Raw genomic sequence first — 16,967 nt, forward strand, 5'->3', positions numbered from 1 at the left:
TATGAACGTACTGTTCACAGTTTTTTGCGCTGGGACCCAAACATGATATTATGCATGCAAGCTTTTGCCCAATCAAACTACGTGCTCAATCTAGGAGGATTATTCGCATGAGCGAGCATACAATCGAACTCTCAAGGCGAGCTTTCTTTGGTGGTGCTGCACTTCTCGGCGCCGCATCCTTGCTTTCCCCTCAGTCAGCTTTCGCCGTTACTTCTGCTGAAAAACAAGCAGAGGCAGATGAAGTGCGCAATCAACTTGTTGGTTTGCAAGCGGATCTTGAGACCGCTGCTGATAATTATTATCGTGCCCTTGATGAACAAGAGGCCGCTCAAGCTGCTATGGAAGAGCAGCAGGCAAAGATTGATGACGTTAATGCCCAGATTTCCGACTTGCAAGGACGACTTGGTACTCGTGCACGCAGCATGTATCGTTCTGGCTCATCAACGTTTTTAGATTTTGTGCTGGGAGCCGCTTCTTTTGACGAATTTACCCAAAATTGGTCATTGCTTACTCAGATGAATCAAAACGATACCGACATGGTATCGCAGACGAAATCGCTTCGCGAAGATTTACAAGCAGCTCGCGATGAGTACGCAAATCAGGAGCAGATTGCTGCTGAAAAAGCCGCAGAGGCTAAGCAGATTCAAGAAGATGTTCAAGTTAAGGTATCAAACGCCTCTGCATTACTTGACCAACTTGACGAAGAAGCCCGTCAGTTGCTGGAACAAGAGCAAGCCGCTGCTGCGGCTGCCGCTGCAGCAGCCGCAGCAGCTGAAGCAGAAGCGCGCGCTCAAGCTGAAGCTGAAGCAGCTCGTCAAGCGCAGGTTGAACAGCAGCAACAACAACAGCAGCAGAATACAGCCAATAACGGAACAGGTGTAGTGGTTGACAATGGCGGGGGAGTTACGCAAACCCCTGATGTGCCGGTACAATCTAATCCGGTTGGCAACTATGACAGTGTTGTGGGATATGCCATGAGTCGTATTGGCTGTCCGTATGTTTGGGGTGCTGAAGGTCCGGACGCATTTGACTGTTCTGGATTGGTTACCTGGGCATACCGCCAGGTTGGCATCAATTTGCCACATCAAAGCGAGGCGCAATATGCTGCAGCTGCTCGCGTGGTGCCCGTCTCGGAAGCACGACCAGGAGACGTTTTGTGGCGTCCGGGTCATGTGGGAATTGCGGTAAGTGCGGGCGGTACTCATTATGTACACGCTCCAACATTTGGTGCGCTTGTTCGCGATACCGATCCGCTATCTTGGTCAGGTTTTACCGCTGCTTTGCAGTTCTAGGTAAGCTTTTTTACGGAAAAGCATGATGGGAGAAGAGGTACAACATCCCCTTCGTCCAATTTACAACAAAGAAAGTCGCGTTCTCATTTTGGGAACAATGCCATCACCGGCCTCACGCGAGGCCGGTTTTTATTACGCGCATCCGCAAAACCGGTTTTGGCGTGTTATGGCCTGCTTATTGCATGAACCAATACCTTGCACAAATGAGGAGCGGGAAAACCTGGCATTAACTTATCATTTTGCCTTATGGGATGTATTAGCTTCGTGTGAAATCACAGGTGCTTCGGATGCTTCAATTAGTAATCCGCAACCAAACGATCTGACTGAGATATTAAGAGAGGCGCCAATTCGCGCTGTATGTACCACGGGAAAGAAAGCAGCTCAGCTTTATCGAAAATTTAATGCACAACGATATTCGCAACTTCGTCATATTGAGCTTCCCTCAACAAGTAGTGCAAACGCCGCAAAGAGTCTTGATGATTTAGTGAAGGCATACCAACCTCTTTTGCAAGAGCTTATGTGAAACCTGTGAAGGGGAGAGATGGATCGATGCTTGTCTGTAGCAACCCTTTACCGACACAAACCCCAAATTTTGCTTTGACAGGGCGTTTTGATGGGTATACTACTATATTACAACCGCGCAACGAGCCGAAAAACGGATAAATCGTGGAGACACACCCGGGGGCGTGTTAACAGTTGACACCGAGTTGTTGGTAGCGTATTATTCTCGTGCTCGTTCATTTGGGAACACCAAATCGCGGGCAGGCAGCTTGATAATTACACATGAATTAAGCAGCGAATCAGGGGCGTGTGCCCGAGTGGTTAAAGGGGACGGGCTGTAAACCCGTTGGCTTTGCCTACCTAGGTTCGAATCCTAGCGCGCCCACCATTTGCCTGTGTAGCTCAGTCGGTAGAGCACTTCGTTGGTAACGAAGAGGTCACCGGTTCAAGTCCGGTCGCAGGCTCCATGCTTTTTTTGGCGGTGTAGCTCAGTTGGTCAGAGCACACGGTTCATACCCGTGGCGTCACTGGTTCAAATCCAGTCACCGCTACCATTGCTACTATCGCGTCCGCTTGTCGGGCGCTTATCATTTTGGTTTTACTTTTCGCGTAATGCAATTCTCTTTAAGGAGGAGAAACATGGCAAAGGAGAAGTTCGAGCGTTCCAAGCCGCATGTTAACATTGGTACTATTGGCCACGTTGACCACGGTAAGACTACGCTGACTGCCGCTATTTCAAAGACGCTGTCTGAGAATGATGGCTCTCACGGCTCCGCTACCGCTGACTTCACGGCTTTCGATCAGATCGACAAAGCTCCGGAAGAGCGCGAGCGTGGTATCACGATTTCAATTGCTCATATTGAGTATCAGACGGACACCCGTCACTATGCACACGTTGACTGCCCGGGTCACGCTGACTACGTCAAGAACATGATCACCGGTGCTGCTCAGATGGACGGTGCTATCCTCGTTATCGCTGCTACCGACGGTCCTATGGCTCAGACTCGTGAGCACATCCTGTTGGCTCGTCAGGTAGGCGTACCTTACATCGTAGTCTTCCTGAACAAGTGCGACATGGTTGACGACGAAGAGCTCATCGAGCTCGTTGAGATGGAAGTTCGTGAGCTGCTTGACAGCTACGAGTTCCCGGGCGACGACACTCCGATCATCCGTGGTTCTGCTCTGAAGGCTCTTGAGGGCGACAAAGAGTGGCAGGAAAAGATCTGGGAGCTCATGGAGGCAGTTGACTCTTACATCCCGACTCCCGAGCGTGACGTTGACAAGCCATTCTTGATGGCTGTTGAGGACACCATGACCATTACTGGCCGTGGTACCGTTGCTACTGGTCGTGTAGAGCGTGGCGTTCTGCATGTAAACGACCCGCTGGAGATCGTTGGTATTAAAGAGACCCAGAACACCGTTTGCACCGGTATTGAGATGTTCCGCAAGCTTCTTGATGAAGCTCAGGCTGGCGACAACATTGGTTGCTTGCTCCGCGGCATCAAGCGTGAAGAGATCGTTCGCGGTCAGGTTCTTTGCAAGCCGGGCAGCGTAACTCCTCACACCGAGTTTGAGGGTCAGGTTTACATCCTTACCAAGGAAGAGGGTGGACGTCATACCCCGTTCTTCGATGGTTATCGTCCGCAGTTCTACTTCCGTACCACCGACGTTACTGGTGTAGCTCATCTGCCCGAGGGCACCGAGATGGTTATGCCTGGCGACAACGTAACGATCAAGGGCGAATTGATTCACCCGATCGCTATGGAGGAAGGCCTTAAGTTCGCTATCCGCGAGGGTGGTCGCACCGTAGGCTCAGGTCGTGTTACCAAGATCTTTAAGTAACATAACCTTTTAATTCGCAATTGAGTGGGGTTCGCCGAAGCGCGAACCCCACTTTGTGAGAGATTCATGTGTAGTCTATCTAGTGAGCTTTAAAGAATAGGTAAAAGGAGAATTCATGCGTACGATGGTCACTTTGGCGTGCACTGAGTGCAAGCGTCGCAACTATACGACCACCAAAAACAAGCAGAACAATCCTGACCGCATCGAGTTGAAGAAGTATTGCAAGTGGTGCCGCGAGCACACGCTGCACAAAGAAACTCGTTAGTGCGTCAGAGGTTTGTACGAGCATAGGCCAGTAGCTCCAATTGGTAGAGCGGCGGTCTCCAAAACCGCATGTTGGGGGTTCGAGTCCCTCCTGGCCTGCCAGCTCGAAACCAGCTCTACATATGAGCAGCTTGTATTCAGGTTGCTTTGATGAGCAGCTTGAGGACAGGCTGCTTGTTTGATGTTCAGACGGAAACGATCCCGACAAAGGATTCACATGGCAAAGAAATCAAAAACTCAGCGTGCAAAGGCTTCAGCTGCTCGTGCTGCTCGCAAAGAGCAACAGCTTCGTGATGCTCAAATTGCGGCTGAGGCAAATGAGATCTCTGAGGCAGAGGTTGATACTCTCGAGGATGCTAAGAAGAAGCTCTTCAAGCGCTCTGAGAAAAAGGACGCTTCCGTAAGCAACGCCAAACAAGAAAAGGCTCAGGAGAAAAGCGTTGCTAAAAAGGCTGAGAAGAAGCCGGCAAAAAAGAGCCGCTTCCAGTTTTTAAAGGACGTTAAATTAGAGCTTAAGCGTGTTACGTGGCCAACGAAGCAAGATGTACTTCGTTGGAGCGTTGTGGTTGTAGTTGCGCTTCTGTTCTTTGGTGTATATGTTGCTCTTCTTGACAACGTTGTTATTACGCCGGTCCTGGTAGGTATTTCTGGATTAGCAGGACTGGGGGCATAGCACATGTCGAAGAAATGGTATGTACTTCATACTTACTCAGGGTATGAGAATAAAGTAAAAAAGAACCTTGAGACCCGTGTAGAGACTATGGGTCTTGAGAACAATATATTCGGTATTGAAATCCCAACTGAGACGGTTACTGAAATCAAAGATGGTGGTCGTCGTGTTGAGAGCGAAAAGAAAGTTTTGCCGGGTTATGTACTTGTCCGGATGGAACTTGATGACCGTAGCTGGGCTGCAGTTCGCAATACGCCAGGTGTGACTGGCTTTGTTGGTGCTGACGGCAAGCCTGCTCCGTTGACTCGTGATGAATACAACAAAATTATGAAACGTACTTCTCACGAGGCACCGAAAAAGACCTCAACTACTTTAGAGGTTGGTCAGTCGGTAAAGGTTATTTCAGGACCGCTTGCTGAGTTTGACGGTGTGGTCTCTGAGGTATCGCCTGAGGCGGGTAAAGTTAAGGTTATGGTTTCCATCTTTGGTCGCGAGACTCCGGTTGAGCTTTCCTTTGACCAAGTGTCAAAGATTTCTTAAGGCGAATTAACGGCAAGCGTGCCCGCGTGGACCGGGGCTTCTCACGCATGAAACTGTCGTTATTTCATATATTTGAGTTGATAACATCAGCTGAAAGGATTGTTCACAATGGCTGAAAAGAAAGCAACAGGCTTTATTAAGCTCCAGATTCCTGCTGGCGCAGCAAATCCGGCTCCTCCTGTAGGTCCGGCACTTGGTGCACAAGGTGTTAACATCATGCAGTTCTGCCAGGCATTCAATGCTCAGACGCAGGATCAATCTGGCACCATTATCCCGGTTGAGATTACTGTTTATGAAGACAAGTCATTCACCTTTGTTTGCAAAACTCCTCCTGCAGCAGTTTTGATCAAAGAAAAGCTTGGCATTAAAAGTGGTTCTGGTATTCCGCAAATTCAAGTTGCTGGTCGCTTGACTGAGGATCAACTTCGCGAAATTGCAGAGATTAAGATGCCTGACCTGAATGCTAACACCATTGAGGCTGCAATGGAGATCATTGCTGGTACTGCTCGTTCTATGGGTGTTCGTATTGAGGGTCGTGAAATGAAGAAGAAGTACGTACCTTCTAAGAAGGTTGCGGCTATGCTTCAGGGTAAGACGATCGACGAATAACATAGTTCATTGTCTTATATCGGGCGCCTTAGTGCGCCCGAGCTTTGTCTAAGGAATTACCCAAAAGGGTGTTCATACAGGTGGAAGGGCATATATGCCCGCTACATACCACGAAAGGAAAGAATATGAAAAAGCTTGCTAAGAAGTATGCAGCTGCAAAAGAATTGATCGGCAATGCTACCTATGTGCCGATTGACGCTTTTAAGCTCATCAAAGAAGTTTCTACTGCAAACTTCGACGAGACCATCACTGCAGATTTCCGTCTGGGCATTGACACCCGTCAAGCTGACCAGCAATTGCGTGGCACCGTAAGCTTGCCGAACGGTTCTGGTAAGACGGTACGCGTTGCTGTATTTGCTGAGGGTGAAGCAGCTCGTGCAGCACAAGAAGCTGGCGCTGACATTGTTGGCACCGAAGAGCTCATGGATCAGATTCAGCGTGGCGAATTTAATTTCGATGCAGCTGTTGCTACTCCTGATCAAATGGGCAAAGTTGGTCGTTTGGGCAAAATTTTGGGCCCGCGTGGCTTGATGCCAAACCCGAAGCTCGGTACGGTAACGACCGACGTTGCTAAGGCAATCAATGAGCTTAAGGGTGGTCGTGTTGAGTATCGTGCAGATCGCTACGGTATTGCTCACGTTATCATTGGTAAAGCTTCCTTTACTCCTGAGCAGCTCGCTGAAAACTATGGTGCAGTTTATGACGAGATCCTGCGTATGAAGCCTGCTGCTGCTAAGGGTAAATATGTGAAGTCAGTTACCGTTTCTGGCACCATGACCCCTGGTATCACGGTTGATTCTTCAGTAACGCGCAACTACACCGCTGCTGCTGAATAACGTGCACTTAAGACTTGCTCTTTAAAAGAGGAACCCATCTGGGTTCCTCTTTTCGTATTAACCTATCAAAAGCCACGCAAAGGCTTCTCAGTCATTTGCTTTGTGGGAATGATAGACATTGAGCGTACATGAAGTGAGGTAAGCGCTATGGTCGTCTTAAAAACTTCAGCAGAAATTGATGCCATGAAAGAGGCGGGTCGTCTTTCGGCGAAAGCACTTCGCATTGTTGGAGAGGCAATTCGTCCCGGAATTTCAACGTTAGAACTTGATGCGTTAGCTGAAGAAGTTATACGTGCTGAAGGTGGCATTCCTGCCTTTAAGGGCTACGGTGGTTTTCCGGGAACCATATGTGCATCTGTTAATGAAGAAGTGGTGCATGGTATTCCCTCGGCGAAAAAGATCTTGCGCGCTGGAGACATCATTTCAATTGACACCGGTGCCATCGTTGAGGGGTGGGTAGGTGATAATGCACATACATTTCCAGTGGGTAAAATAACGCCGGAGAACAAGCACCTTTTAGCAGTAACAGAGCAAAGCATGTGGGCGGGTATAGATGCCGCTCGACCGGGGAATCATCTGGGAGATATTGGTTTCGCCATACAAAGCATTGCTGAGAGGGCAGGATATAGTGTTGTGCGAGAATATACTGGGCACGGTATAGGTCGTGAGATGCATGAAGATCCTTCGGTATTTAACTTTGGGCGCAAGCATACTGGACTTGAGTTGTGTGTGGGGATGGTGCTTGCTATAGAACCTATGATCAACAGGGGAAAGCGAAAAGTGCGCACCATGTCTGATGGGTGGCTTGTGTGTACGCGTGACGGCAAACCATCAGCGCACTTTGAGAAAACTGTTGCAATTACCGCTGACGGACCTGTGGTCTTAACGCAAGAGTAATTCATTTAGCATAATCTGTCTCCATGCTCTTGCGAGGAGGCATTTGAGCCTTGTTCTACAAGGTTAATGAGCTCTTGGTGTGAATGTACTCCTAGTTTCGCATAAATATGGCTTACATGCGTTTTGACGGTGTTATACGACACCATGAGCTCTTTTTCTATATAGCGAATATTTCGTCCACGAGCTAGAAGCTCGAAAATCTCTTGCTCACGATCTGTGAGATCGTATGTTATGCCAAGTACACCACAGCGCTGCTCAATTGACTGCGCTTGACCGTGGTCATCAAGCAAAACAATTGAAGGTGGCGCGGTAATTCCGCGCACTGTGGCACTCTTGCAGCTTTGCAGCCGCAAACAATGAATAAGTATTCTCTCTCAATTGCCATCGATGGCACGACAGGTGATGGAATTAAAGCTTGTCTGTGGGCGGGCGCACAGATGGACGAGATGCACACGGCAATGGTATTTGATCGTGTTGCGGTAAAGCCCGATGAGTTCGGTGGATCTGAGACGGTTGGTTCGCTGTTCTGGATGGGTTCAAACCCTTGGCTTAAGGTTAATCTCAATGGTGAGCGCTTTATCAATGAGTCGGCACCCTATGATTATGTACTCAATGCCGCGCTGACCCAACCGCACCATACGATTGTAGATATTTGGGATGCAGATTATGCCAGCTATATGGAGCAATTTGATATTCATGGTTGCGCTCGCGTGTATCCTTTTGAGAATGGTGCACCTACCAATATGACGCTTGAGACAGTTATGGGAATTAACGAAGGTTTGCTTGCGGAAGGATACATTGTGCAAGCTGATACCATCGAAGAGCTTGCTCAGGGACTAGGTATACCAGCAGAGAATCTCAAGAAGACGGTTGAGCGTCAAAATGAGAACTTTGATAACCAGGTTGACCCTGATTTCGGTAAAGAAGACTTCCGTCTCTCGGCAATTCGCACACCACCATTTTATGGAGTTCGTACTTCGGGATATATGCTTTGCACGCTTGACGGCATCACCATCAACGAGGACTTCCAAGCAGTTAATGCAGATGGCGAAGCAATTGATGGTTTGTATGTTGCCGGTGTTGATTCGGGTTCATATTACGCAGGAACTTACCCGAATATGTCAACTGGAAACTGCTGCGGGCGCTCTGTTACCTTTGCTCGCATGATTGGCAAGGCGCTTGCCCAGAAATAAAACGTAACGTGATTTCAACCCCTCCAACGTGCGTGTGTGAAGCGAGTGCTTTACACACGCACGTGTGTTGCGGGCAGATGGAGCTACTTGAGTTGCTTGCCATCAGTATCCCAGTAGAAACGTTTAAATTTACGAATTTGGTTGAAGAGCATGATTTTTGCCCAGAGATTGTGTTTCAGTGAATCTGCGCTGTAATGAAGCGGATAAGGTTCGGGCGTATTTTTGAGCTGAGTGAGCACCTCTTTGAGAAGTGCATTATCCTTAATAGATCGTTTTAATACATAGGCAGGTACACAAGAATACACTTGGGGCTCATAGGCCTCTTTATCTTCATAGGGTTCACCCGTTATAAACTCTTTGACCAGTAATTCTGCGAAGTTTTGACCACCGATAGACATATAGTAGGTATTGCGACCACAGCGCGTGTTAACTTCAAAGAAGCGATATGAGCCATCACGACAATCGTATTTGATATCAAAATTAGCAAACCCGCGATAGCCAATATGTTTCAAGAACTTGGTTGCATCTGCAATGATTTGCGAGTTCTTTTTCAGCATGATTGTTACAGGGTTTCCAAGCGCGGTAGGGTCGTGATCTTGAAGACAAACCACGCCGCCTGATACGACATGCATATTGCCTTGCGCATCGGAGAAAGTGGTCAGTGTGCAAATAGCATCGTCTTCACCAGGAATAAAGTCTTGGATAACCAATAAGTTGTTGTAGTCAGAGCGTTTGATGGAATGCCAAACTTCTTGAAGTTCTTCGGGCGTGTCAATTTCATAGATCTTTCGCCAGCCATCAATGTGTGCCATCTGGAATTGAGCCGAGTTTGAGGGCTTAGCAATAAGCGGATAGGTGAATTCTTCAACCGCAAGATCATCAGGACCGGTTGAGTCGCAGGCAAAATACCAAGTTTTAGGATAGGGAATGCCTAATTCTTCGCACAATTCGTAAAACCGGCGCTTTTGTGTAATCTCATCAAGGAGATCAAAGTCAATATAGGGAACCACATAGCCTGCTTTTTCAAGTTTATCTTTGCCGGCGGAGAGCATGCGTGCATGACGATCATCGCAGCCAAGTACTAACAACTGTTTACGCGGATTTTGGGCGTGTATCTCTTGAGCAAGTGTTATGAGTGACTCAATGAGTGTATCGGGTTCTCCTGCGCCGGGTGTAATGCGATAATCGGTGAATTTTGAGCTGGAAAGCATCTTGATGTCTTGGGTTGCGAGCACAATGCATGAGGTTATGCCGTATGCGCGATTAAGCTCTCGAACATAGCTATAAGCTAAAATGTCGCCACCGACAATTACTGGTTGTAAAAGAGAAGAAACTTCTTCGCGTTTGAGAAGATGCGCGTTGCTGGAATGCTTTGACATAGGTTTTAAGCTGCTTTCTCGTTGTCCTAATGTAGTATCAGGTCTGTTTGTGTTTCGGTGCAATCTTAAACTATTACACCCTGGTCGTTTCGTGAAATGATAGGGTATATCGGCATTGTGTCGTATTATAGTGAGTTAGCTTTATGAATGCTTTGAGAAGTTGCGTGCCAAGGTGCGCATATGGGATAAAGGAGTAATTAGTCCATGTGTGGTTTTGTGGGGTTCACTACCGTTGATTACGATCGCGCTGTGAATGCTGAAATTGTAAAAGATATGGCAGATCGCATTGCCCATCGCGGACCTGACGACGAAGGCTTTTTCTTAGACGAACAAGATAAAATTGCCATGGGCTTTCGTCGCCTTTCTATTATTGACCTAGAAAAGAGCCATCAGCCCATGCAAAATGCAGATGGCTCGGTCACCGTTACCTTTAATGGTGAGATTTACAATTTCCAAGAATTGCGCGCTGAGCTGCAAGAATTGGGATATGAGTTCTTGACCGATGGTGATACTGAGACCATCGTACATGGATACGAGGCGTGGGGTACGAAAGTATTTGAGCGCTTGCGTGGTATGTTTGCTATTGCTATTTGGGATGCGCCATCTGAGCGTCTTGTGCTTGCGCGAGATTTGTTCGGCATTAAACCGTTGTATTATCAGCATGACGGAAATCGTATTATGTATGCTTCGGAAATCAAGGCGTTTTTGGCGCATCCGAAGTTTCACAAAGAGCTCAACCGAGACATGCTGCCGCAGTATTTGTGTTTTGAATATATGAACGACTCGCAGACCATGTTTAAAGATGTCCACAAGCTTATGCCAGGTCACTTCCTCGTTTTTGAGCAGGGAAAAGTTGACATTACGTGCTTTTATCACATCACCTATAAGATTGACGAGACGAAGTCTTTAGATGAGTGGGCAGATATCATTAATGAGGCGTTCGACGAGTCAGTGGCAGCACATGAAATTGCCGATGTTGAAATTGGAAGCTTTTTATCAGGCGGTATTGACTCTTCGCTTGCAGCCTATTGTATGGGACAGCATGCCGATGAGATTAAGACATTCTCGGTTGGCTATGATATTGGGTGCGAAGAAAAAATCGCCGAGATTAATGCGCTACCAGATTTTGACATTAAGCTCAACGAATTGGATGATTCGCGTGCTTTTGCCCAATGGGCGAACCTTCCCAATTATGAAACACGCGTCAGCGCTCAGGAATTTTTGGATATCGTTCCCACTGAGCAATATCACATGGATGAGCCACTGGGTGCACCAAGCGCCATCCCGCTCTATTTCGTAAGCAAGCTTGCTCGCGAACAAGTAAAGGTTGTACAGTCAGGCGAAGGTGCTGATGAGCTCTTTGGTGGTTATTGGATCTATCATGATCAGTTTGAGTTTGAAAAGTACTTCAAAGTGCCACGCCCTTTGCGTGCAGCTGCAGGTGCAATAGCTGAAAAGATGAAGCCATTCCATGGAAGACGCTTTTTAATGCGCGGGTCGGCTGGTCCGGAAAAGAGCTATCAGCGCGCTTCTATGAACTATATGTGGGATGAAGTGCCCAACGTCCTCAAAGATTATGAGGGTCCATGCAAACCATGGGAATGGTGTAAGCCCTATTTTGATGATGCTGCTAAACAAGACATTGATGTCATTACGCAAACGCAATATGTTGACATGGTGAGCTATATGCCTTCAGATATCTGTCTGAAGGCCGACAAGATGTCAATGTCGCAATCGTTGGAGCTGCGCGTACCATTCTTGGATAAAAAAGTACTTGATGTGGCGCTTCAGTTGCCGACTGCATGCCGCGTGGATGATGAGCATTCCAAATACGCATTGCGCGTGGCAGCCAGCAAATTAGGTTTCCAAAACCGTGTAGCTAATATGCCCAAGCAGCCTTTTATTACGCCATTGACGGTCTGGCTGCAGACAGATTTGTATTACAACCGCATCAAAGAGGCTTTTACGAGTGAGGCTGCACAGGAGTTCTTTAATGTGGACTACTTGATGCAGATGCTTGATGATCACAAATCAGCTGACTTCTCTACCGTAGAAGGTCGCGGTAAGCTCAAGATGATGCGCATTTGGAATATCTATTGTTTCTTATGCTGGTATGAAGTGTTCTTTGGCGAATCAAGCAAAGCACTTGCTCCAAAAACTGCAGTGTAGGTATTAAGCGCGACCGAGCTTCGCGCGAACCTTCGCTATCAGTGAGCCAATGAATGCTGCTTCGGCAATATTGAGTTTCAAAGCCAAACCAAAGGTGGTCGCCAGAGCAAGGAGGCCACCTATTATTATGTAGACAAGCGCTTGTAAGATGGAGCCAGACAAAGGTGCAATAAAGGTGGTTAACGCAAACAATACGCCCGCGCCAACCCCTGCTCCGAGTGCACCAAAGATGACACCAAAGACAAAGGCTTTAAGAATTGATGCAAGACCGAATGGGCCGAGGTGCGTACGAAGATAGATAAAGAGGCATACATCTGAGACGACATAAAACGCCACCTCAGCAACGGCTATCGTCTCTAAGGGGAGAATATTTGCATGTGATGCCCCAAACATAGTCAATCCAATTTGCGCCGCTCCAGCAACGAAGTTAAAGAGCGCAAAGATCCCCATCTTTCGCAGGCTACTAAATATTTTTTGCAGGTAGGTATTGACGCCGTATACTGGCAGAGCAAATGCCAATACTGCAAGATAGGTTGCAATTGATGAGACGTTTTCCATGGTAAAAGCGCCTGCGTGATATAGCGTTACCAAAGGTAGCGAGAACACTATCAAATAAAGCGCAAAGGGAATCATGAAGAACAAGATCTGATTAGTTCCAGACACGATACCGCGCTTGACGCCTTCGCTATTTCCTTCCGCTTGCATATCCGCAAGTTCAGTAAACATGGCTGTGGTGATAGGTACCGCTAAAAACGCATAGGGAAGGGTGAACCACAAACGCGAATACGCCAAGATGGACGGTCCGTTTTCGGCAAAGCTATACGATGCAGCATTCTGTACTGATACCACAGCAAATGAGCAAAGCATGACAAACACTGCCGGAATGCCAATACCGAGCGTTTCGCGCAGAGCTGGGTCATGAAGATTGATGCGTGGTCGAATGCGAATGCCGTTGCGTTTGAGCGCCGGTATTTGAATAGCAAGTTGCAAAAATACACCGAGGGGATTGCCAATGGCAATGATGTAGAGCGCAAGATGTGCGTCGTGTTGAGCGACAAAGGCATACGCCACGAAAGTTGCAATAACCACAACATTGTTTGCAACAGGAGCAATGGATGACCAGAGATAATCTCGATTTGCATTCAATAACCCTGAAAGAATGGCTGTTGCACCATAAAAGACAATCTGGATGGCGAAGAATTGGAAGAAAAATACCGATGTTGCCATTTCGGACTGATCGGAATAGAAGCTTTGGGTGTAGATGATAGCCCCAGGAAAGAGCATGCAAAGAAGCGAAACAATACCAAGAAGCACAACTACAATGGTGAGCAGGTTGGAGGCGTATTCATTGCCTGCTTTCTGCCCAAGTTTTTTCTTGACGCTTAAGTAGACCGGCAAGAATGCGGTAACAATCATGCCTCCTGCCACCAGTTCATACAATTGGTTAGGAAGGTTGTTTGCTACCTGATATGAGCTGGAAAGCAGGGTAGATCCGAGCGCAAATGCCATAGCCCAGGTGCGAGCAAAACCGGTAATACGCGAGATCATGACACAAATGCTGATAAGTGCGGCTGACCCACCTACTGCCTGCGCGCTTCCTTGGAGTTCAATTTCTTCAGTTATGCTGTCGCTTTGAAAGGCTGTTTCGGCGTAGCGCTCTTCGGTAGCAACAAGCGTAGAAGGGCTTTGCTGGGATGGTGCATGGCTGCGGGATACAGACGTGCGCGGGTCGGGTGTTTGAGGCTCAAACGGATCTCGCACAACGCGCGTCTTGTCTATGCCTGCATGTTTGCCGCAAATGATTATCTCAGACGTTTTTGCAGGATCTTGTGGTTTGCGTCCTGGTTTGGGGACGACTTGCTGAGCCACGGCAGCAGCAACGGCGCTTCTATCAACGCCCACATGTTTGCCTGTGATAAAGATTTCGCCCGTGGAGCCAGGTTCATACGGACGCATATGTTGAGCTCGTGAGAGCTTGTCTGCCATAGCTAAACGCTTTCTGATGCTTATGTATATAATGTCTCATCATAACAAAGTCAGAAAGAAGTCTTTTATGCGCATTTTGATCATACGCAATAATTCCAACTCACAGGCAGTTGATGCCTCGTTGTTGTTGGCAACTTATTTAGCAACTCAAGGTATTGACTTTGAGATGATTGATGTGAAATCACTTGATAAGCAACCCGACGGCTTAATGATGGATGGTTGTGATTGTGCAGATGCGGCGCTTAAAGATGTTGATATGGTTGTAGCGCTTGGCGGTGATGGCACTATTTTACGTACGGCGCGGATGGTTGCTTTTTCTGGGATTCCTATTCTAGGTATCAATTATGGGCATCTTGGTTTTTTGGCGAACGCTTCAGAGGGCGGTATTGTTGCGTTGGTGGCGGCCGCTTTAAGCGGAGATGCGGTATCGGAAAAACGCTCTAATCTTCTTGTTGAGGTGGTGTGCGTAGGTGATGTTGACCCTTATGAGGGAGCTTCTAGCGAACGGCAAGACGACGCTTGGGAAGACGAAGTTTGCCCGCGTCGTTATTTTGCACTCAATGAGGTGGCGCTCACACGAGGAGCAAACGGCCGCATCATTGATTTTTCGCTCGGTATTTCTGGAGAACATGTTGCCGATATGCGGGGGGACGGATTTGTGGTTGCCTCGGCTACGGGATCTACGGGCTATGCGTTGTCTGCAGGTGGCCCTTTGGTGGCACCAGGATTTACGGGCTTGGTGGCGGTGCCCGTTGCGCCGCATACGTTGCGTGCGCGTGCGCTGGTGACCGAGAGCAGTGATGTTGTGGAGTTGACGCTTGCAACAGATCGCTCTTGCGAAGATGCCACACTTTTTATTGACGGCAATCTCGTTGAGCTGGATGCGCCGGTAAAACGCATCTATGTCTCACGTGGGCAAACCCCTACGAAGCTGTTGCGATGCAACAGTGACGGGTTTTATGCCCACGTTTCACAAGTGTTCTTCTAGTCGTTTGGGTTAAAGAAGAAATTGTCAATGAGGCGCGTCTTTCCAATGCGTACAGCAAGGGCGCATAATATGGGTTCATTGATGCGTCCAACTATTGGCTTGATGTTTTCTTGGCTGACAATTTCAACATACTCAACATCTGCCAAAGGTTCTTTCGCCAGTATGTCGCGCATGGCTTGCGTGATAGCGGAAGGGTTGCTTTCGCCTGATGAGGCAAGCTTTTGACCATATGCGATAGCTTGCGAGAGCACGACGGCAGCTGCACGTTCGCGCTCGGATAAGTACGTGTTGCGCGAGCTTTTCGCCAGACTGTCAGCTTCGCGAATAATAGGGCAGCCAATAATGTCGATGGGGAAATTAAGATCGCGCACCATGCGTTTTATGATGAGCAACTGCTGCGCATCTTTCTGGCCAAAATAGGCGCGATCGGGGGTGACAATGTTGAACAGCTTTGCCACTACCAAGCACACACCATCGAAATGAATTGGGCGGCTTTTTCCGCATAATTCTTCAGAGAGTACCGCCATATGGATAGTAGTTGAGCGGTCGGGATAATAGAGCTCCTCGGGAGTGGGATGAAAGACGAGAGATGCTTGAGCATCTTCACACAAAGCCAGGTCATGATTGAAGTCTCGCGGATAGCTTTCCAGGTCTTCTCCAGGACCGAATTGAGTGGGATTAACAAAAATACTTACGACAACACAGTCATTTTCGCGCACTGCTTGGTCAATGAGGCTTTTATGCCCTTCGTGCAGATAGCCCATAGTAGGAACAAGTCCAATTGTTTTGCCGCTCGCACGCCACTTGGAAACAGCTTGGCGAACTTCAGCAATGGTATGAGCAACAATGGTCATGTGTGGTTCCTTCCGAAATTACTCTATCAAGCGCAAGCCATCAGCAGGCGCGCAATATGTCTGATCTGGTCTAGTAAGGATCAATTAATTAGTACAGTTTATCGAGTACGTCATCAGAGGCGCTAAAAGTATGTTCTGGAGCAGGGAAGGTGCGTTCTGAGACTTCCTTGATGTAGGCGTCAAATCCCTCTTTCATAACGTTGCCTGCGCAGCTGAATTGCTTTACAAATTTTGGAGTAAAGTCTCCATATAAGCCAAGCATATCCTGATAAACAAGAATTTGGCCGTCGCATCCAGCACCCGATCCGATGCCGATAGTAGGTATACGCAATTCAGAAGAGATCTTCTCGGCAATTGCGGCAGGGATGCATTCAAGGACAAGCGCAAAAACTCCCGCTTCTTCAAGTGCGCGGGCATCGTCTAAGATCCGCTGAGCAGCTTCAAGCGTTTTACCTTGTACCTTAAAGCCACCAAAAGCATTGATGGATTGTGGGGTGAGGCCCAAATGACCCATAACAGGAATGGAAGCTCTGGTCATGGCGCGCACTTCATGGGTAAACTCAGCACCACCTTCAAGCTTAACGGCTTGCGCGCCACCTTCGGTGATGAGTCGACCGGCGTTTTGGACTGCTTGTTCAACAGAGACGTGGTATGACATATAGGGAAGGTCTGCTACCACCAAAGCGTTCTTTGCTCCACGAGATACCGCCTTTGTGTGGTGGATCATATCTTCCATAGTGACTTTGAGCGTGTCATCATATCCGAGCATGACCATGCCAAGTGAGTCGCCGACCAAGATGCCATTAATGCCTGATTCGTCCTCAAGTTTTGCTGTCGAGTAATCATAGGCTGTCAACATGGCAATTGGCTTATGGTTGTCTTTCATGCTTTGGAATGTAGTGATGGTATTTTTCATAATGAATCCTTACCGACAATTCCTTTTTTAT

17 protein-coding genes and 4 tRNA genes are annotated in these 16,967 nt (G+C 47.9%); 16 read left to right on the forward strand and 5 right to left on the reverse strand.

Translation table 11 applies throughout. From position 1 onward, the window contains the following. Positions 1-107 precede the first annotated feature (107 nt). The 13 genes from NFR28_RS07685 to map all read left to right on the forward strand — a co-directional run bounded on the left by NFR28_RS07685 (position 108) and on the right by map (position 7,451). Positions 108-1,292, forward strand: a complete 1,185-nt coding sequence (locus NFR28_RS07685; protein ID WP_251179231.1) for a C40 family peptidase — start codon at positions 108-110, stop codon at positions 1,290-1,292. Positions 1,293-1,314: 22 nt separating this feature from the next. Next, entirely contained in the window at positions 1,315-1,815 is a 501-nt protein-coding gene (locus tag NFR28_RS07690) for a DNA-deoxyinosine glycosylase (protein WP_251179232.1), read from the forward strand. A 281-nt stretch (positions 1,816-2,096) separates the two neighbouring features. Next, positions 2,097-2,181, forward strand: a tRNA-Tyr gene (locus tag NFR28_RS07695). Between the two features lie 3 nt (positions 2,182-2,184). After that, positions 2,185-2,260: transfer RNA gene (locus NFR28_RS07700), tRNA-Thr, on the forward strand. Positions 2,261-2,270: 10 nt separating this feature from the next. After that, positions 2,271-2,347 (forward strand) — tRNA-Met (locus NFR28_RS07705). Between the two features lie 85 nt (positions 2,348-2,432). Next, positions 2,433-3,635, forward strand: a complete 1,203-nt coding sequence (gene tuf, locus NFR28_RS07710) for an elongation factor Tu (RefSeq protein WP_251179233.1) — start codon at positions 2,433-2,435, stop codon at positions 3,633-3,635. 115 nt (positions 3,636-3,750) lie between these two features. Continuing rightward, positions 3,751-3,900, forward strand: coding sequence for a 50S ribosomal protein L33 (gene rpmG, locus NFR28_RS07715; RefSeq protein ID WP_251179234.1), 150 nt, complete (start codon positions 3,751-3,753; stop codon positions 3,898-3,900). A 24-nt stretch (positions 3,901-3,924) separates the two neighbouring features. Further along, positions 3,925-4,001: transfer RNA gene (locus NFR28_RS07720), tRNA-Trp, on the forward strand. A 115-nt stretch (positions 4,002-4,116) separates the two neighbouring features. Beyond that, positions 4,117-4,572, forward strand: a complete 456-nt coding sequence (gene secE / locus NFR28_RS07725) for a preprotein translocase subunit SecE (RefSeq protein ID WP_251179235.1) — start codon at positions 4,117-4,119, stop codon at positions 4,570-4,572. A 3-nt stretch (positions 4,573-4,575) separates the two neighbouring features. After that, positions 4,576-5,109 (forward strand): transcription termination/antitermination protein NusG, encoded by a 534-nt coding sequence (gene nusG, locus NFR28_RS07730; RefSeq protein WP_120360601.1) that lies wholly within the window; start codon positions 4,576-4,578, stop codon positions 5,107-5,109. A gap of 108 nt (positions 5,110-5,217) precedes the next feature. After that, complete coding sequence (gene rplK / locus NFR28_RS07735) at positions 5,218-5,718, forward strand: 50S ribosomal protein L11 (RefSeq protein ID WP_120360600.1); 501 nt, start codon at positions 5,218-5,220, stop codon at positions 5,716-5,718. Between the two features lie 125 nt (positions 5,719-5,843). Beyond that, positions 5,844-6,554 carry a 50S ribosomal protein L1 gene (rplA, locus tag NFR28_RS07740; protein ID WP_251179236.1) on the forward strand — a complete coding sequence of 237 codons (711 nt, stop codon included), beginning with the start codon at positions 5,844-5,846 and terminating at the stop codon, positions 6,552-6,554. Between the two features lie 147 nt (positions 6,555-6,701). After that, positions 6,702-7,451 carry a type I methionyl aminopeptidase gene (gene map / locus NFR28_RS07745; protein ID WP_251179237.1) on the forward strand — a complete coding sequence of 250 codons (750 nt, stop codon included), beginning with the start codon at positions 6,702-6,704 and terminating at the stop codon, positions 7,449-7,451. Positions 7,452-7,456: 5 nt separating this feature from the next. Here map and NFR28_RS07750 read toward each other — a convergent pair whose 3' ends face one another. Next, entirely contained in the window at positions 7,457-7,774 is a 318-nt protein-coding gene (locus NFR28_RS07750; protein ID WP_338025909.1) for a response regulator transcription factor, read from the reverse strand. Between the two features lie 33 nt (positions 7,775-7,807). On the opposite strand from NFR28_RS07750, the gene NFR28_RS07755 reads away from it, so the two are divergent. Continuing rightward, positions 7,808-8,644 (forward strand): FAD-binding protein, encoded by an 837-nt coding sequence (locus NFR28_RS07755; protein WP_251179238.1) that lies wholly within the window; start codon positions 7,808-7,810, stop codon positions 8,642-8,644. 83 nt (positions 8,645-8,727) lie between these two features. Here the strand turns inward: NFR28_RS07755 and NFR28_RS07760 are convergent, their stop codons facing one another. Further along, positions 8,728-10,023 carry a carboxylate--amine ligase gene (locus NFR28_RS07760; protein WP_251179239.1) on the reverse strand — a complete coding sequence of 432 codons (1,296 nt, stop codon included), beginning with the start codon at positions 10,021-10,023 and terminating at the stop codon, positions 8,728-8,730. 204 nt (positions 10,024-10,227) lie between these two features. On the opposite strand from NFR28_RS07760, the gene asnB reads away from it, so the two are divergent. Continuing rightward, the gene (asnB, locus tag NFR28_RS07765) at positions 10,228-12,192 is read left to right on the forward strand and encodes an asparagine synthase (glutamine-hydrolyzing) (RefSeq protein WP_251179240.1); all 1,965 of its coding nucleotides are present in this window, start codon (positions 10,228-10,230) and stop codon (positions 12,190-12,192) included. A gap of 3 nt (positions 12,193-12,195) precedes the next feature. Here the strand turns inward: asnB and murJ are convergent, their stop codons facing one another. Continuing rightward, positions 12,196-14,178: a murein biosynthesis integral membrane protein MurJ gene (murJ, locus tag NFR28_RS07770; RefSeq protein WP_251179241.1), complete on the reverse strand. Its 1,983-nt coding sequence runs from the start codon at positions 14,176-14,178 to the stop codon at positions 12,196-12,198. 67 nt (positions 14,179-14,245) lie between these two features. Between murJ and NFR28_RS07775 the strand changes: the two genes are divergently transcribed. Then, complete coding sequence (locus NFR28_RS07775; protein ID WP_251179242.1) at positions 14,246-15,166, forward strand: NAD(+)/NADH kinase; 921 nt, start codon at positions 14,246-14,248, stop codon at positions 15,164-15,166. On the opposite strand, the gene panC is transcribed toward NFR28_RS07775, so the two are convergent. Both panC and panB read right to left on the reverse strand, forming a co-directional pair. Next, on the reverse strand, positions 15,163-16,020 hold the full coding sequence (gene panC, locus NFR28_RS07780) for a pantoate--beta-alanine ligase (RefSeq protein WP_251179243.1): 858 nt from the start codon (positions 16,018-16,020) through the stop codon (positions 15,163-15,165). The genes NFR28_RS07775 and panC overlap by 4 nt on opposite strands. Positions 16,021-16,108: 88 nt before the next feature. Next, complete coding sequence (gene panB, locus NFR28_RS07785) at positions 16,109-16,936, reverse strand: 3-methyl-2-oxobutanoate hydroxymethyltransferase (RefSeq protein WP_251179244.1); 828 nt, start codon at positions 16,934-16,936, stop codon at positions 16,109-16,111. Positions 16,937-16,967: the final 31 nt, after the last annotated feature.

Origin of the sequence: Adlercreutzia agrestimuris, from assembly GCF_943193125.1 — a bacterium.
Classification (GTDB): domain Bacteria; phylum Actinomycetota; class Coriobacteriia; order Coriobacteriales; family Eggerthellaceae; genus Xiamenia; species Xiamenia agrestimuris.